Consider the following 22,925-nt stretch of genomic DNA (forward strand, 5'->3'; position numbering starts at 1 on the left):
GAGGTAGCGCGTGTCCACCAACACGAACAAAAACCCGCGCCACGAGGGCGAGGCGGTCATCAAGAAGGTATCGCGCCGTCAGGAGGGCGAAGGGCACGGCGGCGCGTGGAAGGTCGCGTTCGCCGACTTCGTACTGGCGCTGATGTGCCTGTTCCTGGTGATGTGGCTGATGGCCGCGCGCGAGCAGGAAAATCTCGCCAAACAGCTGATGGGCAGCGGCGGCAGCCCGATGGCCGAGGGCTCGAACCGCCTGATCGAACACCAGGGCAACCCGCGCGGCAGCCTGATCCCGCGCGAGCCGGTCCCCGGCCAGCCGGCGGCCGAGGCGCGCCCCAACGCGCAGCTCAAGAACAGCGCCCACCCGTCGGTGCTCGACGGCGACGGCGCGCCGCGCCGCCAGCGCTACGACAGCGCCGCCGACCTCGAGAAGCTCGCGAAGATGATCGCCGAACTGTCGGCCGAGGCCGGGCTGACGCGCAACATCCGCACGGTGGTGACGCCGGACGGCCTGCGCGTCATGCTGCACGATACCGACAAGCAGGGCATGTTCGAGCGCGGCAGCGCCATCCTCGACGCCCGCTTCGCCGCCTTGCTCGGCAAGATCGGCCGCATGTTCGCCGGCGTCGACAACCAGTTGCTGCTGGTCGGCCACACCGACGCCTTGCCCTACCGCGGCACGCACGCCTATTCGAACTGGACGCTGTCCAGTCACCGCGCGATGTCGGCGCGCGAGCGTCTGCTTGCCGGCGGCATGGACGGCGGGCGGATCCTGCAGGTCGTCGGCATGGCCGAGCGCGCGCCGCTCGACCGGCGCAACCCCAACTCGGCGGTCAACCGCCGCATCGAACTCCTGGTGCTGACCAGCGCCCAGGCGCAAGCCTTGTCGCGGATGTACGGCATGCCGGCCGAGAGCGTGACGCTGCCGGCCTCGGCCGAATTGCCGCGGCGTCTGGAGGGCGAGGACCGCGTGGTGGTGGTGCACGACTGAGCGGTGCCGCCGTCGTGGCCCGCTGCCCGCAGGGGGGGGGAGGCCGCCGCGTTTCCCCCAATATTGTAAATGCTTATAAAAATTTAAATTTTATTTGATATTCATCAAGCGATGACGGGAAGTGAAATATCCCGTAACGGACTTGTGCGTCACAAAAAATTTTATTTACAATGCCGGCCTGATTTATAAGGATGTGGCCGGTTTCGACCGTGCCTGCCTGCTGTTTTGACCCATAACCGCGCCCAGTCATCTCTATGTCATTGATTTTTGTATTGAAATGACATGTCTGGGCGCGGGTAGACACGGTTATACGAAAAGAATGATCAAAACAGATATCAAGTCGCAGTTGCTGGGGACGGATTTTTTTGGAGGCCTGCAAGACGAGGTGCTGGACGGCCTGATCGAGCTGGCTGTGCCGCTGCAGGTCGCCAAGGGGGAAAGCATCTTTCGCGAAGGCGACACGGTCGCCGCCATCTACCTGCTGGTCAGCGGCCGCGTCGAGGCTTCGGTGTCCGACGGCCAGGGGCGCAAGTTCGTCTTCATGTTCAACGAGCCGGGCGAGTTGCTGGGCGAGGTGTCTTATCTCGACGGCGGTCCCTGCGCCTGGAGCACGGTCGCCGAGCGCGAGAGCAGCCTGCTGATGTTCCGTCGCAGCGACCTCGTCAACGTGTTCGGCGTCTCGGACGGCCTGCCGTGCGAGACCGTGCGCAGCAAGATCCTGATGCAGCTGGCCGCCATGGTCCGCCGCATCTCGACCGCGGCCAAGAATCTCGCGCTGCTCGACGTCTACGGCCGCATCCGCATCCTGTTCAACCAGATGCAGGTCGAGGAAAACGGCCTGTGGCTGCTCGAAAAGCCGCTGACGCAGCAGGAAATCGCCGACCAGATCGGCTCCTCGCGCGAGATGGTCGCGCGCATCCTCAAGGAGCTGGTCTACGGTCACTACATCCGCATGGAGAACCGGCGCATCGTGCTGCTGAAGATGTTGCCCGAGAACTTTTAAGATTTCCCGTCATCCGGTCGCCTCGTTCTGGCAAGACAGAGAAACGGATCAACGAGACCGCCATGCGAATCACCTCCCACAAACCCGAGTTGCGCGACGTCGCCGCACCCGAAGCGCGTCAGCGCGTGGCCACGCCGGCGGCCGCGCCGCAGCGTGCCGCCGCCGAAACCGGCGCCGCCGCCGAGGTGGCCGCCGCCGCCGCGGGGCTGGCGGCGCTGCCCGAGGTCGACGCCGCGCGCGTCGCCGAGATCAAGGCGGCGCTCGGGCGTGGCGAGATCGGCTTCGACGCGCAAAAGCTCGCGGCGCTGATCGACGCCTACCACGGGGGGCGGATGTGAGCCGGAGTGCCGCGCTCAAGCGCCTGCTGGCCGACGTGCGCGCCGACCTGCGCGACTACGGCCAGCTCGAGACCGCGCTCGAGCGGCAGTTCGCGGCCGCGTGCGCGCGCGACGCGCAGGGTCTGGCCGGAGCGGGCGCTGTCGTGCTCGAACTGGTCGAGCGGCTGGACGAGCGCCGCCGCGCGCGGCGCGCGCTGTGCGCGACGGTGCTCGGCCAGGATGCCGGCGCGTCGGTCGACGCCGTGCTGGCCCTGCTGCCGCTGGCGCCGCGCATGGCGTTGGCCGAACCCTGGCAGGCGCTGCGCGAGCGGGTTTCGCGCTGCAAGGCCCTGAACGAACGCAACGGCGGCCTGTTGGCCGCGCAACAGGAAAGCATCGAACGGGTGCTGCACGGGGAGAAGGACGTCTATGTTCCGTGTTGACGCCAGCCTCGGGGCCGACGCGCTGTGGCAGCGCGCGGCGCCGGTGGCGCCCGCCGGCGCCCAGGGGGGCTTTTCGGCGCTCTACCGCCAGACTTACCACGAAGTGGTCGAAACGATACGCGACGGTTTCGCCGGGTCTTCCCCGGCGGTCGCGCTGTCTCCGGAAGGGGCGTGGCTGCGGCGGCGCGGCGAGATCGAGCCGGCCGAGCGGCTCGCCCTGGTGTCGGGGTTGGCCGAACCGGACGGGGCGAGGGCGGATTTCGTCGAGCGCCTGCTGCCGCACGCGCGCGAAGCGGCGTCGCGGCTCGGCGTCGCGCCGGAGCTGGTGGTCGCGCACGCGGCGCTGGAGTCGGGCTGGGGGCGTCGGCCGCTGACTCACGCCGACGGTCGCGACAGCCACAACCTGTTCGGCATCAAGGCCGGCGCGGGCTGGAAGGGTGAGGTGGTCGAGGTGCTGACCACCGAGCACGAGGCCGGCGTCGACGTGAAGCGCCGCGAGCGCTTCCGCGCCTACCCGGATCCCGCCGCCGCCTTCGCCGACTACGCGCAGCTTTTGGCCGGCAATCCGCGCTACCGCGAGGCGCTCGGCGTCGGCGGCGACGCGACGGCCTTCGCGCGCGCGCTGGCGGACGGCGGCTACGCGACCGACCCGCAGTACGCGCTCAAGCTCGCGCGCGTCGCGCGCACGATGCGCGCCGCCGACTGAAGCCTTTTCCTTCCTTATCTCATTCCGGGCCGACTTCGCCGTGGCCCGTCACGCGCGCGCGCAGGCTCTTGCCGCTCGCGCTGTTCTTGACGCGGACGATGTCGCCGCGCCGGCCATTCTCGAGCGACTCGCCGGGGACCGAGACTTCCACGCCGTCCTTGCGGGCGACGATCTCGATCCGTTCGCCGCGCTTCACCAGCACGGGAGACTCCAGCAGTTTGTGGGTCAGGATCTGGCCGGCCTTGATCGGCCGGGTGGCGCCGAGGCCGACCGCTTCGGCCGGTTCGCGCAGCCCGCTCTCGAGCTCGTAAAGCGTACGTCGCGTCCAGCTCGCGTCGTCTTCGGTCAGGATGGCGCCCGCCGCCAGCGGGCGGGACGCGACCACCACGCGCGCGTCGACCTCGGCGCGTACCGTGTAGGCGAGGTGCCAGCCGTCCGGCGCCGGGCAGCGGGCGGCGAAGCGCAGCCGCGACAGCGAGGTGGTGTCGAGCGCTTCGACGCGGACCGCCTCGCGGCAGGGCGGCAGCGCGGCGGCCTCGCGCGGCGGGATCAGCCGCAGGCGCAGTTGTGCGTCGCGCAGGCCGGCGCTGCCGAGCGCGTTTTGCAGCCAGCGTGACGCCTCGGCGCGCACGGCGTCGTCGCTGGGCCGGACGGTCGCAGGGGCGGTGAAGGCCGGAGGCGACAGCAGCAGCGCGGCCAGCGGCAGGAGCGCGATGGGGCGGGGAGGAGTGAATAATGCCATTTGCACCGGTTTGGTAATTATTACATGTACGGCATGCGCGACGATTATTAGTATCGCCTTTCAATTTTCGGTTCGATTGAAAATCGAACGCTGTTCTATGGTATTGAACGCAACGAGGCAAGGCAATGGGCATCCATTTCGACAAGGCGCTGGGCATCCACCCGGAGGCGCTGAAGTTGAGGGCCGAGCGCACCAAGGTGCTGGCGTCCAACATCGCCAACGAGAGCACCCCGGGCTATCAGGCGCGCGATCTGGACTTCAAGGCGACGCTGGCCGGTTTTGCGTCCGACGGTGACGGCTTCCCGGCCGGCCTGTCCGCCGGCGAGGCGCTCTACCGCGTCCCCTACCATCCGTCACGCGACGGCAACACCGTCGAGCTGGGTGTCGAACAGGCGGAATTCGCGCAGAACGCGTCCGAGTTCCAGACCAGCCTGACCTTCCTGAACATGAAATACCAAGGCCTGGCCAAGGTCATCGCGGGGCAATAAGGATGTCGTTCAGAGATATTTCGCGGATCGCCGGTTCGGCGATGGCGGCGCAGACGGTGCGCCTGAACACCGTCGCGAGCAATCTGGCGAACGCCGAATCGTCGGCCGGCTCGGAAGGCGCGGCCTTTCGCGCGCGCAAGCCGGTGTTCGCGACCGCCTACCACGCGGCCGGCGAGGGCGGCTGGCAGGGCGCCGGCGTGCGCGTGCTCGACGTGGTCAAGAGCGACGCGCCGCTGCGCAAGGTGCACGAGCCGGACAATCCGCTCGCCGACGCCGACGGCAACGTGTTCTACCCGAACGTGAATCCGGTCGAGGAAATGACCGACATGATGTCCGCCTCGCGCGCCTTCCAGACCAATGTCGAGGTGCTGGTGCGCGTCCGGACGATGCAGCAGGACCTGCTCAAGCTGGGAGACGCCTCGTGACCGTCGCCAATACCCTTCTCAACGGCCGCAGCGGCGCGAACGCGACGACGCAGGTCTCGGCCAACGGCCAGTCGCAGGCGGGCGTGCCGGACATGTTCATGACGCTATTGATGGCGCAGATCAAGAACCAGAGCCCGCTCGACCCGGCCGACCCGTCGCAGTTCGTCAACCAACTGGTGCAGATGAACCAGATGCAAAGCTCGCTCGAGATGTTGGCCGAGCTCAAGGGCAACGCGCTGATGCTGCGCGAGCTGCAGGGTCTGGCGCTCGGCGGCCAGGTCGGAGGCACCGCGCTGGTCGCGACCGACGTCGCCCGCCTCGACGGCTCGACCGTCGAGGGCCGTGTCACGCTGTCGGGCGAGGAGGGGCGCGTCGCGCTCAGGCTGACCGGCGCCGACGGCCAGGTGACGCTCGTCGAGCTGGGCGCGCAGCCGGCCGGCGAGCTGGCGTTCCGCTTCAAGCCGTCCGAGCACGGGCTCGCGCCGGGCGTCTACCAGATCGCGGTCGAGACCGCGTCCAAGTCCGTGCCGCCGCTCGAACTGGCGGCGACCATCCAGGGGGTGCGCCTGCCGGTGCAGGGCGGCGAACCGGTCCTGACCCTTTCCGGCCTCGGGGATTTCCCGGCCTCGTCGGTGTCCCGCCTGCTCGGGCACACCCCGTCCAGTAGAGCGTAGGAAGGATCGCGCATGAGTTTCGAAATCGCCCTGTCCGGCATCAACGCCGTCAACAGCCAGCTCGGCCACATCAGCAACAACATCGCCAACTCTGGCACCTACGGCTTCAAGTCCAGCCGCGCGAACTTCGCGTCGGTGTACGCCGGCAGCCAGCCCATGGGCGTTTCGGTCGGCTCGACGACGCAGAGCGTCGGCCGCGGCGGCAACGTGGTCGCCACCGGCCGCGCGCTCGACGCCGCGATCCAGGGCGGCGGCTTCTTCGTCACCCGCGACGCGACGGGTACCATGGCCTATACCCGCGTCGGCGTGTTCAACGCCGACAAGGACGGTTTCCTGGTCGACACCTTCGGCCGCCGCGTGCAGGGCTACGCGGCCGCCAACGCGGCTACCGGCGGCGCGCGCGGCGCCTTCGGCGACATCAGCATCCCGAACGGCCAGATTCCGGCCAAGGCGAGCGATTCGCTCAAGTACGTCGGCAACCTGTCGGCCGGCTGGCAGACGCCTGCGACCACGCCCTTCGACAAGGACGACCCGACCAGCTTCAACGGCTCGAGCGTGTCGACCGTCTACGACTCGCTCGGCCAGAAGCACACGCTGACGCAGTATTTCGTCAAGACAAACCAGAACGAAGTGACCGCGCACTACGCGATGGACGGCGTACTGCTGCCGGCCGGAACCGAGACGACGCTGTCTTTCGACGTCGATGGCCGGCTGACCGCACCGGCCGCCGCGACCACGCTGGCGCTCGGTACGCCGGCCGGTGCCGCCGCCCTGAACGTCGCGATCGACTACGCCGGCACCACGCAGTTCGCCGGCGAGACCACCACCACGGCCAACGCCAGCAACGGCTACGCCGCCGGCGCGATGACCGGCGTGCGCCTCGAGGAGAACGGCGACGTCACCGCGCTGTACAGCAACGGCCAGCAGCAGGTGGTCGGCACCGTCGCGCTGGCGACCTTCCCGAACGAGGACGGGCTGATCGCGGTGTCGGAAACCAGCTGGATCGAGTCGCCCGCTTCGGGCGGCCCGCTGCTGGCGGCGCCGGGCGAGGGCACCGCCGGCAGGCTCGTCGCCGGCTCGCTCGAGCAGTCCAACGTCGACATGACCGCCGAGCTCGTCAACCTGATGACCGCGCAGCGCAACTATCAGGCCAACACCAAGGTGATCGCGACCGAGAACCAGGTGATCCAGGCGCTGATGCAGGCGGTGTAAGGGCATGGACGCGCTGATCTACACCATCATGAGCGGCGCGAACCGCACGCTCGCCGCGCAGCAGGTGCGCGCCAACAACCTGGCGAACGCCGAAACCGTCGGCTTTCGCGCCGATATCGAGGTCGCCAGCAGCCAGGCGGTCAGGGGCTACGGCTACGACGCGCGCCACATGACGCGCGCCGAGCCGAGCGCGGTCGACAGCCGCCAGGGCACGCTGACCCAGACCGGTCGCGCGCTCGACGTCGCGGTGCAGGGCGAGGGCTTCCTGACCGTGGCGGTCGGCAACGGCGAGGCTTATACGCGCGCCGGCAACCTGACGGTGGGCGCCGACGGCGCGCTGACCGTCAACGGCCGGCCGCTGCTCGGCGACGGCGGCCAGATCGTGCTGCCGCCGCATAGCAGCGTTGCGGTCTCGGCCAACGGCGACATCTCCATCCTGCCGCCCGGCGAGACGGCGATGCAGGTGGTCGACCGGCTCAAGCTCGTCAGGCCCGCGCCCGAGGAGCTGACCAAGGACGAGAACGGCCTGATCGTCAGCCGCTTCGGCGGTGCGCTGCCGGCCGACGAGACGGTGCGGGTGTTGGCCGAGCACCTCGAGCGCAGCAATGTGTCGGCGGTCGAGGAAATGGTCGCGACGATGACGCTGAACCGCAGCTTCGAGATGCAGATGAAGATGTTCAACGCCGCCAACGACATGGTCGAGGCCGGCAACCGCCTGGTGCGCGGCTGAGCGAACCGAATATTAAGGAGTAGGGCATGAATCCGGCGCTGTGGATCAGCAAGACCGGCATCCAGGCGCAGGACGCGCGCCTTGGGGCCATCGCCAACAACCTCGCCAACGTCAACACCGTCGGCTTCAAGCGCGACCGCACGGTGTTCGAGGACCTGTTCTACCAGGTCGAGCGCCAGCCGGGCGCGCGCGTCGACGACAACAATGCCGCGCCGTCCGGCGTGCAGCTGGGCAACGGCACGCGGCTGGTCGGCACGCAGAAGGTGTTCACCACCGGCAACATCACCACCACCGGCCAGTCGCTCGACGTGGCCATCGTCGGCCAGGGCTTCTTGCAGGTGCGGATGTCCAACGGCGAGATCGGCTACACCCGTGCCGGCCAGTTGCAGGTCAACGCCGAGGGCCGCCTGGTGAACGCGCAGGGCCTGCCGATCCAGCCCGAGATCACGCTGCCGGCCAATGCGACCTCGGTCAGCATCAGCGAGAGCGGCCTCGTGTCGGTGACGGTGTCCGGCGACGCCACGCAGACCGAGGTCGGCCAACTGACGCTGGCCAACTTCGTCAACCCGACCGGCCTTTTGGCGCTGGGCGACAACCTGTTCCAGGAAACCGCCGCCAGCGGCGCGCCGGTCGTCGGCAACCCTGGCACCGACGCGCTCGGCAAGCTCAAGCAGGGTGCGCTCGAGGGTTCGAACGTACAGGTGGTCGAGGAGATGGTCGACATGATCGCCGCGCAGCGCACCTACGAGATGAATACCAAGGTGCTGTCGGCCGCCGACAACATGATGCAGTACCTCGCGCAGTCGGTGCGATGAGCCGCCTCGTCCTGCTGTCCGCTTCCGTCGCGCTGGCCGCCTGCGCGCAGCTGCCGCGCAGCGGGCCGTCGGAGTTCGACCCGCCGGCGCTGCCCGTCGTGGCGGCGCGCGGCGTCGGCGGCGGCGTGTTCGCTCCCGGCGGTAGCTGGTCGCTGGTCGCCGACAGCCGCGCCTACCGTGCCGGCGACGTGTTGACCGTGGTGCTCGAGGAAGTCACGCAGGCGAGCAAGCGTGCCGGCACCAGCCTCGACAAGCAGGCCGGCGCCAGTATTCGGCCAACCTTGCTGGGCACCCACTCGATCAATACCACCGTCGGCATCGACGCCGACCGCAGCTTCGACGGCTCGGCGTCGTCGACGCAGCAGAACGCGCTGTCGGGCTCGCTCAGCGTCGTCGTCCACCAGGTGCTGCCCAACGGTCTCTTGCTCGTCAAGGGCGAGAAGCAGCTGACGCTGAACCAGGGCGAGGAATACCTGCAACTGGCCGGCTACGTGCGCGTCGACGACATCGACGCCGACAACCGCGTCTCCTCGCAGCGCATCGCCAACGCGCGCATCGCCTACTCGGGCCGCGGTGCGCTCAGCGACGCCAACGCGCCGGGCTGGCTGACGCGCCTGTTCACCAGCCCGTGGATGCCGTTCTGATGTCCCAGCCTTCCCGTTATCTGTCCCGCGTCCTCTTGCTGCTGGCGGCCGGGCTGCTGCCCTTCGAGGCCGGCGCCCAGCTGCTGCGCAACCTCGTCAGCGTCGAGGGCATCCGCGAGAACCAGTTGATCGGCTACGGCATCGTCGTCGGCCTCGACGGCAGCGGCGACAACTCGCAGGTCAAGTTCGCCGGCCAGTCGGTCGCCAACCTGTTGAAGCAGTTCGGCCTCAAGCTGCCCGAGCGCGGCGACACCAAGGTCAAGAACGTCGCGGCGGTGATGGTCAGCGCCAGCCTGCCGCCGGGTTACCGGCGCGGCCAGACCATCGACGTGACGGTGTCCTCGCTCGGCGACGCCAAGTCCTTGCGCGGCGGCACGCTGCTGTTGACGCCGCTGAAGGCCGCCGACGGCGAGGTCTACGCGCTCGCGCAGGGCAATCTGGTGATCGGCGGCCTGTCGGCGCAGGGCAAGAGCGGCTCGAGCGTGACCGTCAACACGCCGACTTCGGGGCGCATTCCGAACGGCGCGTCGATCGAGCGCGAGATCCCGTCCGACTTCGAGGAGGGGCCGACGGTGCGCCTCAGCCTGAAGCGGCCGAATTTCCAGACCGCGACCAATATCGTCAATACGATCAACCAGCGCTTCGGCCGCATCGCCAGCACGCGCAACGCGACCTCGGTCGAGGTGCTCGCGCCGCAGGACGCGACCGCGCGCGTCGCCTTCGTCGCGCGGCTCGAACGGCTCAACGTCGACACCGGCGACGAGGTGCCGCGCGTGGTGTTCAACTCGCGCACCGGCACCGTCGTCATCAGCGAGGGCGTGACCGTGCGCCCGACCGCGGTCTCGCACGGCAGCCTGCGCGTGGTGATCTCCGAGCGCTCCCGGGTCAGCCAGCCGCAGCCTTTCGGGCGCGGCAACACCGTCGTCACGCCCGAGTCGGACATCAGCGTCGGGCAGGACCAGGGGCGGATGTTCCGCTGGCCGCCGGGCGCGCGCTTGCAGACCATCGTCGACACCATCAACAGCACCGGCGCGACGCCCGACGACATCATGGCCATCCTGCAGGCGCTCGAGGCGGCCGGCGCGTTGGACGGCGAGCTCGTCGTCATCTGAGTCGCGCCGCGTACCCGCAAGGACCTTCCCATGATCGATCCCGCAATCGCCCAGGCCGGCGCCGGCGCCGGCTCGGCCAACCCCGATAAGGCCGTCGCGCCGCCGTCGGACGCCTACCGCAAGAAGGCCGGCGAGGCGGCCGAGGCTTTCGAGGCGCTGTTCATCCGCGAGATGCTGTCGCAGATGAGGAAGGTCACGCGCGAAATCGCCGGCGACGACAGCGTGTTCGCCAGCACGATCCACGGCGACATGATGGATTTCGCCGACAAGGCGGTCGCCGAGCAGGTCGCCCGCTCGCGCGTGTTCGGCATCGCCAACGCCATCCTCGCGCAGCTTTTGCCGGCCGAGCCCGCACCGCCGGCCGCGTTTAAGGAAAACGCGCCGCCGGTCGCCTCGCTGTCGCAAGGGGAGGGGCTGAGCGCGTTCGCCGCGCCGCTTCCGCTGAACCGCAACCCGAGCCGCCCGTAAGCCCGATCACGGCGCGGCGGCTCCCAACCGGCTCCGACTGTCCATGAGCATGATCCACAACGCGCTGTCCGGCGCGCTGGCCGCCCAGGCCGCGCTCGGCACGGCCAGCCAGAACTTGTCCAACGCGATGACGCCCGGCTACTCGCGCCAGGGCGTCGTGCTGTCGACGCGCGGCCCCTCGCCGGGCGGCGGCCGCCTCGCCGTCGGCAGCGGCGTCGACGTGAGCGCGATCCGCCGCTTCAGCGACGACTACAAGAACCTGCAGCTGTGGCAGGCGGCGTCGAGCCGGGGCGAGATGGCGGCGGCGCAGCCCTATTACGCGCAGCTCGAGCGGGTGATGGGCAGCGGCGGCACCAGCCTGTCCGCCGGCCTCGACGCCTTCTACGCGGCGCTGAACGCGGCCAGCGTCGAGCCGACCTCGGTGCCGCTGCGCCAGCAGATCATCAGCGAGGCCGACGCGCTCGCGCGCCGCTTCAACAGCCTGGATCGCGTCTACGCCTCGCAGCAGGCGGCGATCAACGAGCAGCGCGGCGCGACGCTGCAGCAGATCAACACGCTGACGCGCACGATCGCCGAGTTGAACGGCAAGGTCGCCGCCGCCGAGGCCGGCGGCCTCAACGTCTCCGGCCTGCTGGACGAGCGCGACCGGCAGATCGACGCGTTGGCCGAGCTGGTCGACGTGCGCGTCACCGGCCAGCCGGACGGCGGCAAGACCGTCGCGCTGCCCGGCGGCCAGCCTTTGGTCGTCGGCGACGCCGCCGCGACGCTGGCGGCCAAGACGCTGCCGGACGGCTCGCAGGCGCTGACGCTGGCCTTCGCCAAGGAAAGCTTCACGCTGCCGAACGACAGGGTCGGCGGCCAGCTCGGCGGGCTGAACGCCTACGAGCAGCAGGTGCTGCGGCCGATGAAGGCCTCGGTCGCGACCTTGGCCGAGGAGCTGGCCGGCCGCGTCAACGCGGTGCTGGGCACGGGCTTCGCGCTCGACGGGACGGCGGGCGGCGCATTGTTCGTGTTCGACGCCGCCGCGGCCGACGGCATGCTCAGGGTGTCCGGCGTCAAGGCCGAAGCGCTCGGCCTGTCCGGCGACCCGGACAAGCCGGGCAACAACGACAGGCTGCTCGAACTGATCGACCTCAAGAACCAGACCGTCGCGCTCGGCCCGCTCGGCACCGTGACGCTCGGCGACGCCTACGCGCAGCTAGCCGGCCGGCTGGCCATCCTGAGCGCGCAGAACCAGGCCGGCCTCGACACCGCCGAGACGGTGCGCGTCGAGGCCGAGCAGAACTGGCAGTCGACCAGCGGCGTCAACCGCGACGAGGAGGCGATCAAGCTCGTCGAGTTCCAGAAAATGTACCAGGCGAACATGAAGGTGATCGCCATCGCCAACGCGCTGTTCGACAGCACGCTGGCGGCGTTCTGAGGAGGGTGCGATGCGCATCGCCAGCAACCAGTACCAGGCGGCCATGAGCGCCGCCCTGCAGAAAGGCAACACCCGCCTGTCCGAACTGATGCAGCAGATGTCGTCGGGGGAGCGGCTGCTGGTCGCCTCCGACGACCCGATCGCCAGCATCCGGCTGCTGCGGCTCGAACGCGAGGAGGCGGCGCTCGCGCAGTACCGCGACAACATCGGCGCGCTGCGTTCGCGACTGTCGATGAACGAGTCCTATCTGGACGGGATGAGTCGCGACGTGCTGGCCGCGCGCGACCTGCTCGTCTGGGCGGCCGACGGCGGCAACACCGCCGACGACCTCAGGGCGATGTCGAGCTCGCTCGCCCACCTGCGCGACAGCCTGTTCTACTCGGCCAACAGCCGCGACCAGGAGGGCCGCTACCTGTTCTCCGGCACCGCCAGCAACGCGGCGGCGCTGCTTTACGACGCCGGCGCGCCGGCCGGCGCGCGCTACGACTTCGGCGGCAACACCGAACGCCAGCCGGTGGTGGTCGGCCACGGCGTCACCCAGCCGTCCAACGTCACCCTCGAGGACCTGCCGGCGTTCCTGAACCAGCTCGACGCGGTCGTCGCCACGCTCGGCGACGCGGCGCTCGATCCGTCCGACCCGGCGGTCGGCCAGACCGTGCGCGACGCGCTGACCGCCGCCGACGTCGCGCTGGCGCGGCTTAGCGGCCGGATCGCCGAACTGGGCGGCGCGCAGAACACGCTGTCGATGCTGGCCAACAACCACGAGCACGTCAGCCTCGCCAACCAGCAGAGCCTGATCGACTTCGGCAAGCTCGACTACGCCGAGGCGTCGATCGAGCTGAACGGCTACCTGCAGGCGCTGCAAGCCAGCCAGAAGGCTTACGGCCGGGTGAGCGCGCTGACGCTGTTCGACGTGATCTGAGGGGGCGAGGCACGATGGACGCCCTGATCAAGCCCCTGGATACGACGCCGGCCGGCACGCAGCGCAAGGCCGGCGTCGCCGCGCCGGCCCGTCTGGCCGAGTCCGGCGAGCCGGCCGCGCGCCGCGCGCCCGAGTTCCGCGCCATCGGCGGCTGGCGCTACAGCAGCCAGCTCGGCGAACAGCTGACCGCCGCGCAGCGCGCCCACGACTACGTCGACGGCCTCGTCAAGCAGCTCGAGACGCTGAAGGGCGAGCTCAGCCGCGGGCTGACGCAACGCCGCGTCGACGCCGACGGCCTCAAGGCCGGCGTCGACGCCTTCGCCGAGCGCCTCGGCCAACGTCACGCCAGTACCGGCGGCAGCCTGGACGGCGCGTGGCGCTTCCGGCTCGCCGGCGACGCCCGCCAGGCGTTCACCGTGCGCGGCATGGAGCTGGCGTCGCTGACCGGCGGCGACGTCGAGACGCTGGCGCTGTTCGCCGGCGAGCGCGGCACGGCGGCGCTGACCGTGCAGGTCGGCGGCGGCCTCGGCGAGGCAGAGGTGCTGCGTCGCTTCAACCGCGCGCTGGCGCCGGCCGGCGTGCGCGTCGACGCCGACGACGCCGGCCGCCTGCGCTTCTCGGTCGACGAGGCGGCCTGGCCGGCGCTCGCCGAGCGGCTGGCGATTCGCGGCGGCGGCATCCGCTTTCCGTCCGGCCAGCCGCAGCGACTGCGCGCCGAGCCGGAAGCGGAGGCGCTGCGCCCCGGCGAATGGCGCGTCGCCGACCATTCCGACGTCAGGCAGACACTGCAGCGCGTGGTGCAGGCGCTCGCGCAATTGCAGCAGACGCAGCAGGCGATCAGCCGTGCGATGGAGGAAACGCGCGCGTCGATCGCCAAGCTGTCGCACGGCGACGAGCGCGTCTGGGCCGAAGGCTTCGTCGCCGACTTCAACGCCCGGCTGAACCAGCCGGGTGGCTACGGCGCGCTGTACGAGGTGATGCCGGCGCTGATCGGCGTCAGCCGCTACCGGGTGGTGTCGCTGCTGGCGCTCTGAGCCGGCTCAGACCAGCGGCCGGCAGCGCCAGCGCGCGAGTTCGACCGGGATGCCGAGGTCGCGCGGGTCGCCGAACGGCGGCCACGACGAGCGGCCCTCGGCCAGCGCGCGCGCCGCCTGCTCGGGGCTGGGGTAGGCGCCGAGCGCCTCGCCCTCGTGCATGATGTGGTAGGCACCGTCGAGCGGCACGATGTCGAAGGGGCCGAAGGGGGTGTCGTAGCTCCAGCATTTCATGATCCGTTCTCCTTCCTGTGATGGTAGACCGCGCTTCGCGGCCTTGATGCCGTCGTAGCCGGCCGCCTAAGCTTGGGGCTGAGCCGCACCGCCGTGAGGACCCGCCGCATGGATTCGCGCCTGCTCGCGCTCAACGCCGACATCACCACGCTCGCCATCGACGCCATCGTCAACGCCGCCAGACCGAGCCTGCTCGGTGGCGGCGGCGTCGACGGCGCGATCCACCGCGCGGCCGGGCCCGAGCTGCTGGCCGCCTGCCGGCGGCTCGGCGGTTGCGAGCCCGGCGACGCCAAGCTCACGCCGGGCTTCGCCCTGCCGGCGCGCTACGTGATCCATACCGTCGGTCCCGTCTGGCGCGGCGGCGGCCACGGCGAGGCCGCGCTGCTGGCGTCGTGCTACCGGCGCGCGCTGTTTGTCGCCGCCGACCGGCGGCTTGCGTCCGTCGCCTTCCCGTGCATCTCCACCGGCGCCTACGGCTACCCCTTCGACGCGGCCGCGCGCCTCGCGGTCGACACCGTCGCCGAAACGCTCGCGCTGCTGCCCGAGATCGAACGGGTGCTGTTCGTCTGCCACGCCGAGCGCGACCTCGCCGTCTACCGGCGCCTGCTCGCCGGGCGGCCGCTGTAGTTTCTGCGGGGACAGGGCCGCTCGGGCCGGTGCTGGCCCGCTGCGCCGGCGCCGGCTGCGGCGGATGTGGCGAGGGTTTTCCCTGATTACTGGCGCTTTCGTGTGACTGCTATGGTGCGGCGCCACAGGCTCGGCCAACGTTCACCCTTTAGTCGCGTGGGCCGGACCGGTCGCATCGGCGTGATGCCCGATGCGCAGAAGGTCGGTCGCGGCCACCCCGCGCCCCTTCCACCCATGCCCGCCGCGAGGCGGGCATCTGCGTTTCAGGCCCGATGCGGGCGCGCCCCGGCTTCCCACCCCGAATCCGGCCGGCGCGGCCGCGTCGCCTGCGCCCACCCCGCGCAGCGACGGTTTACCGTCGCCAACGCTTTGCCGACGACCGCGGCGACCCGCCGCCGTCGTCCACCGAGTCCACGGCGGACCATCGTCCGCCGTGAAAGGCGCTGCCCCTACCCGGAGCGGCGCCTTACGTTTTCGTTTGACAGGAAAGTTGTGCAATGGCGCGTTCACAATGGGGCTCCCGCCTCGGTTTCATTCTCGCGGCAGCCGGATCGGCGATCGGTCTGGGTGCCATCTGGAAATTTCCCTACGTCGCCGCCACCAACGGCGGCGGTGCCTTCCTGCTGGTGTATCTGGCGATCTGCCTGACGCTGGGCCTGACGCTGATGGTGTCGGAAATGGCGCTCGGCCGCGCCAGCGGCCAGAGTGCGGCCGGTGCTTTTCGCACGCTCAAGGGCGGTGTCTGGCCGGCGGTCGGCTACATCGGCGTGCTGGTGTGCTTCCTGATCTACTCCTTCTACAGCGTCGTTGGCGGCTGGACCCTCGCCTACATCGCGAAGTCTGTCGAAGGCTCGATCCTGACCTCCGACCCCAAGGTACTCGGCGGCATTTTCGAGTCCTTCGTCGCCGATCCGCTGCAGCCCCTGTGGTTCCACGCCGGCTTTGCCGCCATCACGCTGGCGGTGGTGATCGGCGGCGTGCAGAAGGGCATCGAGAACCTGTCGAAGTTCCTGATGCCGGCGCTGTTCGTGCTGATGCTGATCCTGATCGGCCGCGCGCTGACCTTGCCCGGCGCCGTCGACGGCATGCTGTACTTCGTCACGCCCGATTTCTCGAAGCTGACCGGCGCGATGGTGGTCGACGCGATGGGCCTGGCCTTCTTCTCGCTGTCGCTGGGCATGGGCATCATGATCACCTACGGCTCCTACGTCGAAAAAGGCACCAGCCTGATGGGCTCGGCCTTGTGGGTGATCGCGCTGACCACCGCGACCTGCTTTCTCGCCGGGCTGATGGTGCTGCCGGCGGTGTTCGCCTTCGGCTTCGACCCGTCGGCCGGCCCGGGGCTGACCTTCATCACCATGCCGGCGGTGTTCGCGCAGATGCCGATGGGCCAGTTGTTCGCGGTGCTGTTCTTCTTCCTCTTGCTGGTCGCCGCGCTGACCTCGTCGGTGTCGCTGCTCGAGGTCGTCGTCAGCTTCCTGATCGACGAATTCAAGACCGGGCGCCAGTTCTCGGCGATCCTGATGTCGGTGCTGATCTTCCTGGTCGGCATCCCGGCCTCGCTGTCGCTGGGCGTCTGGAAGGAGCACACGCTGTTCGGCAAGGGCGTCTTCGACCTGATGGACTACGCGACCTCCAACCTGATGATGCCGCTGGGCGAGGTGCTGCTCGCGTTGTTCGTCGGCTGGAAGGTGTGGCCGACGGTCGCCGCGCAGCTGTCGCACGGCGACCGCGCGCCGGCCTGGCTGCCGGCGGTGCAGGGCTTCGTGCGCTACGCGGCGCCGGTGCTGATCGTCTGGATCCTGCTGCACAATCTGTAAACCCGCTCGATTCCGGGTTATCCATCACGAACGGCGCGGTTTTCCGCGCCGTTTTTGCGTTAAGCTCGGCCGACCTTGTATGTCAAAGGACTGTCCCATGACCCGACTCTGCGTTCTTTACACCGGCGGCACCATCGGCATGGACCACACGCCCGACGGCCTCGCGCCGGTGCCGGGCCTGCTGCCACGGCTGATGCAGCGCTTCGCCGACGCCGGCCACGACTTCGACCTGGTCGAATACGCCGAACTGATCGACTCGTCGGCGATCGCGCCGGCGCACTGGAACCGCATCGTCGACGATCTTGTCGCGCGCTACGACGCCTACGACGGCTTCATCGTCATCCACGGCACCGATACCATGGCCTACACCGCCAGCGTGCTCGCCTTCGCGCTGCAGCATCTTGCCAAACCGGTAGTGCTGACCGGCTCGCAACTGCCGCTGGTGCACCCGCGCAGCGACGGCTGGAGCAATCTTGCCGACGCCTTCGAGGCGGCCAGCCAGGCCGACCTGTGCGAGGTGACGATCGCCTTCGACCGCCAGCTGTTGCGCGGCTGCCGCGCGCGCAAGGTCGACGCGGCGCGCTTTGCCGGCTTCGACAGCCCCAACGCGCCGCCGCTGGCCGAATTCGGCATCGCCGCGCACTGGTATCGCGAACGCTGGCGCGCGCGCACCGCCGGCGCCTTCGCCGCGACGCGGCTTAGCGAGGCCGCGCGCGTCGCCGCCTTCTTCCTGACGCCGGGCGCCGGCGCGGCGATCGCCGGCGACAGGTTGGCCGAGGGCGATCTGGCCGGCGCGATCCTGATGAGCTACGGCAACGGCAACGCGCCCGACGAGCCGGCGCTGCTGGACGGCGTGAAGCGGGCGAGCGAGGCCGGCACGCTGGTGCTGAACCTGACCCAGGTGTTCCGCGGCGCGGTCGAGGTCGGCGCCTACGCGGCCAGCCAGCCGCTGGCGCGCGCCGGCGCGATCCCGGGCGGCGACCTGACCCCCGAGGCGGCGCTCGCCAAGCTCGCGGTGCTCGCCTCGCAGCCGGGCACGCCCGAGCAAAAACGCGCGGCGCTCGTCGCCGACTGGGCCGGCGAGTGCACGCGCTAGTCGGTGTCCCGAACCTGCCCGCCGCCTTCGCGGCGGGCTTTTTGTTGCGCAAAAAATAGGCGAAAACGGAAAGTCCGCCTTTTTTCAATGGCTTGGCGCGCTTGTCCACAGCCGGCCCACAGCCTTGTCTACGCCGGCGCGGGATAAGCGCGGGCAACTGCCCGTTTTTTGAGCGGTCGAAAAAACCGTTGCGGCATCAAGGGTTTGCCGGGGCTTTCCACAGCCGGCCCACATCCTTGTCCTCGCCGCGTGTGAAAAAATCCGGGCGCTCGTCCCGCCCGCCTTATAATCGTTCCGTTTTCCGTCCCACGCTCGTCCCGCCCCATGTCCAGCCCCGCCGTCACCCGCATCGCCCTCGTCGGGCCGGAGTCCTGCGGCAAGAGCACCCTGGCCGGGGCGCTGGGCGACCAGCTCGCCGGCGCCGGCCTGCCGGTCGCGCGCGTCGACGAATACGCGCGTCGCTACTACGCGAGCCGGCCGTACCGGCCGACGCTCGCCGACGTCGAGGCGATCGCCGCCGGCCAGCTCGCCGCCGAGGCGGCCGCCATCGCGCAGGGCGCGCGGCTGCTGATTTGCGACAGCACGGTGCTGACCTGCGTGATCTGGGCCGAGGTCGCCTTCGGGCGCGCCAGCCGCGTGCTCGCCGCGCTGAACCGGCCGCGCGACTACGCGCTGACGCTGCTGCCGCTGCCCGACCTGCCGTGGACCTACGACCCGCTGCGCAGCCACCCGGACGCGCGCGACATGCTGCTGGCGCGTTACCGCGCCAGGTTGGCCGAGGCCGGCGTGCCGGTCGCCGAGATCGCGGGGCAGGGCGAGGCGCGCGTCGCGGCTGCGCGGCGTGCCTTGCAAAACCACGGGCTTGCCCAATTTTTACGCTGATACGGCTTTTTTTAGCCGAATCAATGTCTTGCGACGCTTGTCCACAGCCGGTGCACACCGCTGTCCCGCGCCGGTGTGGACAAGCCCGTCGAACTGCCCAAAAAACGGGCGGTCGAAAAAAGAGATTCATCATCAATGCCTTGTCGCGCTTGTCCACAGGCGCCCCACAAGGCTGTTCAGTCCGGTTGTGAAAAAATGAACGAAACCTTCGCGCTCAAAAACGAATACATCGCGCTGTGCGACCTGCTGAAGGTGGTCGGCGTGGTCGACTCCGGCGGCGCCGGCAAGCAGCTGGTCGCCGCCGGCGAGGTGTCGGTCGACGGCCAGCAGGAGCTGCGCAAGACCTGCAAGATCCGCCCGGGCCAGACGGTCAGCGGCGCCGGTTTCTCGATCAAGGTCGTGGCCGCCGATGCCTGATCTGCCGATGACCGAGCTCGACGACGACTTCGACCCGATGCCGGAAGCGCCCGAGGCGCCCGCCGACGAGCTGTGCTGCGGCTCGGGCTGCGAGCCGTGCGTGTGGGACCTGTACCAGGAGCAGTTGACCGACTACCGCGCCCGCCTCGCCGCGTGGCAGGCGCGCCAGGACGGCAAGGCGGGCGCGGCATGAACCCGGTCGACCTGCACTTTCACTCGACCGCGTCGGACGGCGGGCTGGCGCCGGCCGAGGTTGTCGCGCGCGCCGCCGAGCGCGGCGCGAAACTTGTCGCGCTGACTGACCACGACTGCACCGCCGGTCTCGCCGCCGCGCGGCAGGCGGCCGAGGCGGCCGGAATAGGCTTCGTCGACGGCGTCGAGGTCTCGGTGAGCTGGGGCAAGCACACGCTGCACATCGTCGGCCTCGATATCGATCCGGCGCACGAGGCGATCGTCCACGGCCTGCAGACCATCCGCGACGGCCGCGTCAACCGCGCGCGCGCGATGGGCGAGGGGCTGGCGCGCGTCGGCATCGACGGCGCCTTCGACGGCGCGATGCAGCACTGCGACAACCCGGAGATGATCGGCCGCACCCACTTCGCGCGCTGGCTGGTCGAGGCCGGCCACGTCAAGGACGTGCGCACGGTGTTCCGCAAGTACCTGACGCCCGGCAAGCCCGGCTACGTGCCGCATCAATGGGCGAGCCTCGAGGACGCGGTCGGCTGGATCCGCGCCTCCGGCGGCGTCGCGGTGATCGCCCACCCGGGCCGCTACGAGCTCGGCCGCACGCTGACCGAGCGGCTGATCGCCGACTTCACCGCCGCCGGCGGCGAGGCGATCGAGGTGGTCAGCGGCAGCCACAGCCTCGACGAAACGCACAAGTACGCGCTGTTGGCCGAGCGCTTCGGCCTGCTCGCCAGCGCCGGCAGCGACTTTCACGCGCCGGGCGAGGGCGCGCGCGACGTCGGCCTCACCCAGCCCCTGCCGCCGATCTGCAAGCCGGTGTGGGCGCGCTTTGCCGCCGCGGCCGGGCTGGGCGGCCCTGACGGACTTTTCTAGACAACATGGCCCAATTCTTCGTGATTCACCCGGACAACCCGCAACAGCGGCTGATCCGGGAAGCGGTGAAAATCGTCAGGGAAGGCGGTCTGATCGCCTACCCGACCGACTCGTGCTACGCGCTCGGCTGTGCGATGGGCGACAAGGCGGCGATGGAGCGGCTGCTGGCGCTGCGCCGGCTCGACCCCAAGCACCACCTGACGCTGGTGTGCGCCGACCTGTCGGAGCTGGCGACCTACGCGAAGGTCGACAACCGCCAGTTCCGGCTGCTGAAGGCGGCGACGCCGGGCAGCTATACCTTCATCCTCGAGGCGACCCGCGAGGTGCCGCGCCGCACGCTGAACGCCAAGCGCTCGACCATCGGCCTGCGCGTGCCGCAAAACGCGGTCGCGCTGGCGATGTTGGCCGAGCTCGGCGAACCCATCCTGTCGTGCACGCTGATGCTGCCGGGCGACGACGAGCCGCTGACCGACCCGTACGAGATCCGCGAGCGGCTCGAGCACAGCGTCGACCTCGTGATCGACGGCGGCTGGTGCGGTACCGAGCCGACCACGGTGATCGACATGACCGACGGCGTCGAGCTGGTGCGTCGCGGCAAGGGTGACGTGGCGCGCTTCGGCTTCTGAGGCTGCGCCGGCGGCACTCCGGCGTTATTCCTTGGTCTTATTATTTTTTCCGTTTCGAAGATGAACGCATGGACATCAACAACCTGATCCAGCAGATCGCCGTCGCCGCCTTGCCGGTGTTGCTGGCGATCACCCTGCACGAGGCGGCGCACGCCTACGCCGCCAAGCGCTTCGGCGACGCGACCGCCTACATGCTCGGCCGCATGACGCTGAACCCGCTCAAGCACATCGACCCGATCGGCACCGTGCTGCTGCCGCTTCTGACGCTGATGCTCGGCGGCTTCCTGTTCGGCTGGGCCAAGCCGGTGCCGGTCAACTTCGGCGCGCTCAGGAACCCGCGCGTCAGCGCGCGCTGGGTCGCCGGCGCCGGGCCCTTGGCCAACTTCGGCATGATGATAGGCTGGGCGCTGCTGTTCAAACTGGCGATCAGCACCGACAGCTACTTCAGCGAACCGCTGCGGCTGATGAGCCAGATCGGCGTGTCGATCAACATCACGCTGATGGTGCTCAACCTGTTGCCCATCCTGCCGCTGGACGGCGGGCGCATCGTCGAGACCTTGCTGCCGCCGGGCGTCGCCTACCGCTACTCGCGGCTCGAGCCCTACGGCATGTGGATCCTGATCGGCCTGATCGTCACCGGCCTGCTGTCGCCCATCCTGCGGCCGTTCATCAACCTGATGTATGATCTGCTGCGTTTTTTCCTCTAATTCATCAGAAAACGACACATGTCCGCAGACCGCGTACTCTCCGGCATGCGCCCGACCGGCAAGCTTCACCTCGGGCACTACCACGGCGTGATCAAGAACTGGGTGGCGATGCAGCACAGCCACGACTGCTACTTCATGGTGGCCGACTGGCACGCGCTGACCACCAGCTACGACGACGTCGCCATCGTCGGCAAGAGCATCTGGGACATGGTGATCGACTGGCTGGCCGCCGGCGTCGACCCCGAGAAGGCGACCGTGTTCATCCAGTCCAAGGTGCCGCAGCACGCCGAGCTGCACCTGGCGCTGTCGATGATGACGCCCTTGTCGTGGCTGGAGCGCGTGCCGACCTACAAGGACCAGATCGAGAAGCTGTCGACCAAGGACCTGGGTACCTACGGCTTCCTCGGCTACCCGCTGTTGCAGGCGGCCGACATCCTGATCTACCGCGCCGGCCGCGTGCCGGTCGGCGAGGACCAGATCCCGCACATCGAGCTGACGCGCGAGGTCGCGCGCCGCTTCAACCACCTGTACGGGCGCGAGCCGAACTTCGAGGAGCTGGCGAAGGCCGCGGTCAAGAAGATGGGCAAGGCCGGCAAGGATTACGACCGCCTGCGCACCCGCTATCTGCAGGACGGCGACGCCGAGGCGCTCGTCGCCGCGCGCGAGATCCTCGTCGCCAGCCAGAACATCGGCCACGCCGACCGCGAACGGCTGACCGGCTACCTCGAGAACAAGGGCAAGACCATCCTGCCCGAACCCGAGGCGCTGCTGACCGAGGCGTCCAAGATGCCCGGCCTCGACGGCAACAAGATGTCCAAGTCCTACGGCAACACCATCGCGCTGCGCGAGGAGCCGGCCGACGTCGCCAAGAAGGTGCGCGCGATGCCGACCGACCCGGCGCGCGTGCGCCGCACCGACCCGGGCGACCCGGCCAAGTGCCCGGTGTTCCAGCTGCACCAGGTCTACAGCAGCGCCGAGACGCGCGAGTGGGTGAAGGCCGGCTGTACCAGCGCCGGCATCGGTTGCCTCGACTGCAAGCAGCCGGTGATCGACGGCGTGCTGCGCGAGCAGCAGCCGATGTTCGAACGCGCGCAGACCTACCTCGACAACCATCACCTGGTGAAGGAAATCGTCGCCGAGGGCTGTGCGCGCGCCGAGAAGGTCGCGCGCGCGACGATGAACGAGGTGCGCGAGGCGATGGGCCTCGGTTTCTGATCCCCCGGCAGCGGGCCCGGCCGGGGTTGGCCGAGCCCGGGCGGCGGCGCGTCGCGAAGGCATCGCTCGGCCAACCTTTGTCACGCCCGCGCCGCGCGG

29 protein-coding genes are annotated in these 22,925 nt (G+C 69.5%); 27 read left to right on the forward strand and 2 right to left on the reverse strand.

The features are described from left to right. The first annotated feature begins 10 nt into the window (after positions 1-10). From EV683_RS00695 to flgJ, 5 genes are all read left to right on the forward strand, one after another. Positions 11-988, forward strand: a complete 978-nt coding sequence (locus EV683_RS00695; protein ID WP_131861322.1) for a flagellar motor protein MotB — start codon at positions 11-13, stop codon at positions 986-988. Between the two features lie 319 nt (positions 989-1,307). After that, on the forward strand, positions 1,308-1,991 hold the full coding sequence (locus EV683_RS00700; RefSeq protein ID WP_066612536.1) for a Crp/Fnr family transcriptional regulator: 684 nt from the start codon (positions 1,308-1,310) through the stop codon (positions 1,989-1,991). Positions 1,992-2,053: 62 nt separating this feature from the next. Next, positions 2,054-2,329, forward strand: a complete 276-nt coding sequence (gene flgM, locus EV683_RS00705) for a flagellar biosynthesis anti-sigma factor FlgM (RefSeq protein WP_066612537.1) — start codon at positions 2,054-2,056, stop codon at positions 2,327-2,329. Next, positions 2,326-2,751: a flagellar protein FlgN gene (locus tag EV683_RS00710; RefSeq protein WP_131861324.1), complete on the forward strand. Its 426-nt coding sequence runs from the start codon at positions 2,326-2,328 to the stop codon at positions 2,749-2,751. The genes flgM and EV683_RS00710 overlap by 4 nt, the downstream gene beginning before the upstream one ends. After that, positions 2,738-3,457, forward strand: a complete 720-nt coding sequence (gene flgJ, locus EV683_RS00715) for a flagellar assembly peptidoglycan hydrolase FlgJ (RefSeq protein WP_131861326.1) — start codon at positions 2,738-2,740, stop codon at positions 3,455-3,457. Before EV683_RS00710 ends, flgJ begins: the two co-directional genes overlap by 14 nt. Positions 3,458-3,476: 19 nt before the next feature. Here flgJ and flgA read toward each other — a convergent pair whose 3' ends face one another. Further along, positions 3,477-4,199, reverse strand: coding sequence for a flagellar basal body P-ring formation chaperone FlgA (gene flgA / locus EV683_RS00720; RefSeq protein WP_131861328.1), 723 nt, complete (start codon positions 4,197-4,199; stop codon positions 3,477-3,479). A 125-nt stretch (positions 4,200-4,324) separates the two neighbouring features. Here flgA and flgB point away from each other — a divergent pair, with 125 nt between their 5' ends. From flgB to EV683_RS00780, 12 genes are read left to right on the forward strand one after another with little or no spacing between them, the layout of a single operon-like run. Continuing rightward, a complete protein-coding gene (flgB, locus tag EV683_RS00725) occupies positions 4,325-4,687 on the forward strand; it encodes a flagellar basal body rod protein FlgB (protein WP_066612542.1) in 363 nt (120 codons plus the stop codon). A 2-nt stretch (positions 4,688-4,689) separates the two neighbouring features. Beyond that, positions 4,690-5,112 (forward strand): flagellar basal body rod protein FlgC, encoded by a 423-nt coding sequence (gene flgC / locus EV683_RS00730; protein ID WP_066612543.1) that lies wholly within the window; start codon positions 4,690-4,692, stop codon positions 5,110-5,112. Continuing rightward, positions 5,109-5,786, forward strand: coding sequence for a flagellar hook capping FlgD N-terminal domain-containing protein (locus EV683_RS00735; RefSeq protein ID WP_066612545.1), 678 nt, complete (start codon positions 5,109-5,111; stop codon positions 5,784-5,786). The genes flgC and EV683_RS00735 overlap by 4 nt, the downstream gene beginning before the upstream one ends. 12 nt (positions 5,787-5,798) lie before the next feature. Further along, positions 5,799-6,998, forward strand: coding sequence for a flagellar hook protein FlgE (gene flgE / locus EV683_RS00740; RefSeq protein WP_131861330.1), 1,200 nt, complete (start codon positions 5,799-5,801; stop codon positions 6,996-6,998). Positions 6,999-7,002: 4 nt separating this feature from the next. Continuing rightward, positions 7,003-7,728 carry a flagellar basal body rod protein FlgF gene (locus tag EV683_RS00745; protein WP_066612549.1) on the forward strand — a complete coding sequence of 242 codons (726 nt, stop codon included), beginning with the start codon at positions 7,003-7,005 and terminating at the stop codon, positions 7,726-7,728. A gap of 26 nt (positions 7,729-7,754) precedes the next feature. Then, positions 7,755-8,543 carry a flagellar basal-body rod protein FlgG gene (gene flgG, locus EV683_RS00750; protein WP_131861332.1) on the forward strand — a complete coding sequence of 263 codons (789 nt, stop codon included), beginning with the start codon at positions 7,755-7,757 and terminating at the stop codon, positions 8,541-8,543. After that, the gene (gene flgH, locus EV683_RS00755) at positions 8,540-9,187 is read left to right on the forward strand and encodes a flagellar basal body L-ring protein FlgH (protein ID WP_066612552.1); all 648 of its coding nucleotides are present in this window, start codon (positions 8,540-8,542) and stop codon (positions 9,185-9,187) included. Before flgG ends, flgH begins: the two co-directional genes overlap by 4 nt. Beyond that, positions 9,187-10,299 carry a flagellar basal body P-ring protein FlgI gene (locus EV683_RS00760; RefSeq protein ID WP_066612554.1) on the forward strand — a complete coding sequence of 371 codons (1,113 nt, stop codon included), beginning with the start codon at positions 9,187-9,189 and terminating at the stop codon, positions 10,297-10,299. Before flgH ends, EV683_RS00760 begins: the two co-directional genes overlap by 1 nt. Before the next feature lie 30 nt (positions 10,300-10,329). Next, positions 10,330-10,767 carry a flagellar biosynthesis protein FlgJ gene (locus EV683_RS00765; RefSeq protein ID WP_131861334.1) on the forward strand — a complete coding sequence of 146 codons (438 nt, stop codon included), beginning with the start codon at positions 10,330-10,332 and terminating at the stop codon, positions 10,765-10,767. A 43-nt stretch (positions 10,768-10,810) separates the two neighbouring features. Next, positions 10,811-12,187 carry a flagellar hook-associated protein FlgK gene (flgK, locus tag EV683_RS00770; RefSeq protein ID WP_131861336.1) on the forward strand — a complete coding sequence of 459 codons (1,377 nt, stop codon included), beginning with the start codon at positions 10,811-10,813 and terminating at the stop codon, positions 12,185-12,187. Between the two features lie 10 nt (positions 12,188-12,197). Beyond that, positions 12,198-13,109 carry a flagellar hook-associated protein FlgL gene (gene flgL / locus EV683_RS00775; protein ID WP_066612559.1) on the forward strand — a complete coding sequence of 304 codons (912 nt, stop codon included), beginning with the start codon at positions 12,198-12,200 and terminating at the stop codon, positions 13,107-13,109. Between the two features lie 14 nt (positions 13,110-13,123). Further along, entirely contained in the window at positions 13,124-14,143 is a 1,020-nt protein-coding gene (locus EV683_RS00780; protein WP_066612561.1) for a hypothetical protein, read from the forward strand. Between the two features lie 6 nt (positions 14,144-14,149). On the opposite strand, the gene EV683_RS00785 is transcribed toward EV683_RS00780, so the two are convergent. After that, the gene (locus EV683_RS00785) at positions 14,150-14,377 is read right to left on the reverse strand and encodes a hypothetical protein (RefSeq protein ID WP_066612563.1); all 228 of its coding nucleotides are present in this window, start codon (positions 14,375-14,377) and stop codon (positions 14,150-14,152) included. A gap of 108 nt (positions 14,378-14,485) precedes the next feature. On the opposite strand from EV683_RS00785, the gene EV683_RS00790 reads away from it, so the two are divergent. The 10 genes from EV683_RS00790 (at position 14,486) to EV683_RS00835 (ending at position 22,826) form a co-directional block, all read left to right on the forward strand. Next, positions 14,486-15,004, forward strand: a complete 519-nt coding sequence (locus EV683_RS00790; RefSeq protein WP_131861338.1) for an O-acetyl-ADP-ribose deacetylase — start codon at positions 14,486-14,488, stop codon at positions 15,002-15,004. A 497-nt stretch (positions 15,005-15,501) separates the two neighbouring features. Beyond that, entirely contained in the window at positions 15,502-16,824 is a 1,323-nt protein-coding gene (locus tag EV683_RS00795) for a sodium-dependent transporter (RefSeq protein ID WP_066612567.1), read from the forward strand. Between the two features lie 97 nt (positions 16,825-16,921). Next, complete coding sequence (locus EV683_RS00800; RefSeq protein WP_131861340.1) at positions 16,922-17,920, forward strand: asparaginase; 999 nt, start codon at positions 16,922-16,924, stop codon at positions 17,918-17,920. Between the two features lie 324 nt (positions 17,921-18,244). Then, complete coding sequence (locus EV683_RS00805; protein ID WP_131861342.1) at positions 18,245-18,802, forward strand: AAA family ATPase; 558 nt, start codon at positions 18,245-18,247, stop codon at positions 18,800-18,802. Between the two features lie 195 nt (positions 18,803-18,997). After that, complete coding sequence (locus EV683_RS00810; protein WP_131861344.1) at positions 18,998-19,219, forward strand: RNA-binding S4 domain-containing protein; 222 nt, start codon at positions 18,998-19,000, stop codon at positions 19,217-19,219. Further along, the gene (locus EV683_RS00815) at positions 19,212-19,412 is read left to right on the forward strand and encodes an oxidoreductase-like domain-containing protein (protein ID WP_066612576.1); all 201 of its coding nucleotides are present in this window, start codon (positions 19,212-19,214) and stop codon (positions 19,410-19,412) included. Before EV683_RS00810 ends, EV683_RS00815 begins: the two co-directional genes overlap by 8 nt. Further along, a complete protein-coding gene (locus EV683_RS00820; protein ID WP_131861346.1) occupies positions 19,409-20,278 on the forward strand; it encodes a 3',5'-nucleoside bisphosphate phosphatase in 870 nt (289 codons plus the stop codon). Before EV683_RS00815 ends, EV683_RS00820 begins: the two co-directional genes overlap by 4 nt. A gap of 5 nt (positions 20,279-20,283) precedes the next feature. Beyond that, positions 20,284-20,904, forward strand: a complete 621-nt coding sequence (locus EV683_RS00825; protein WP_066612578.1) for an L-threonylcarbamoyladenylate synthase — start codon at positions 20,284-20,286, stop codon at positions 20,902-20,904. Between the two features lie 68 nt (positions 20,905-20,972). Continuing rightward, the gene (locus tag EV683_RS00830; protein ID WP_066612580.1) at positions 20,973-21,611 is read left to right on the forward strand and encodes a site-2 protease family protein; all 639 of its coding nucleotides are present in this window, start codon (positions 20,973-20,975) and stop codon (positions 21,609-21,611) included. Between the two features lie 18 nt (positions 21,612-21,629). Beyond that, positions 21,630-22,826, forward strand: a complete 1,197-nt coding sequence (locus EV683_RS00835; RefSeq protein WP_131861348.1) for a tryptophan--tRNA ligase — start codon at positions 21,630-21,632, stop codon at positions 22,824-22,826. The last annotated feature ends 99 nt before the right edge of the window (positions 22,827-22,925 follow it).

It is taken from the genome of Crenobacter luteus, assembly GCF_004345725.1.
Taxonomy (GTDB): domain Bacteria; phylum Pseudomonadota; class Gammaproteobacteria; order Burkholderiales; family Chromobacteriaceae; genus Crenobacter; species Crenobacter luteus.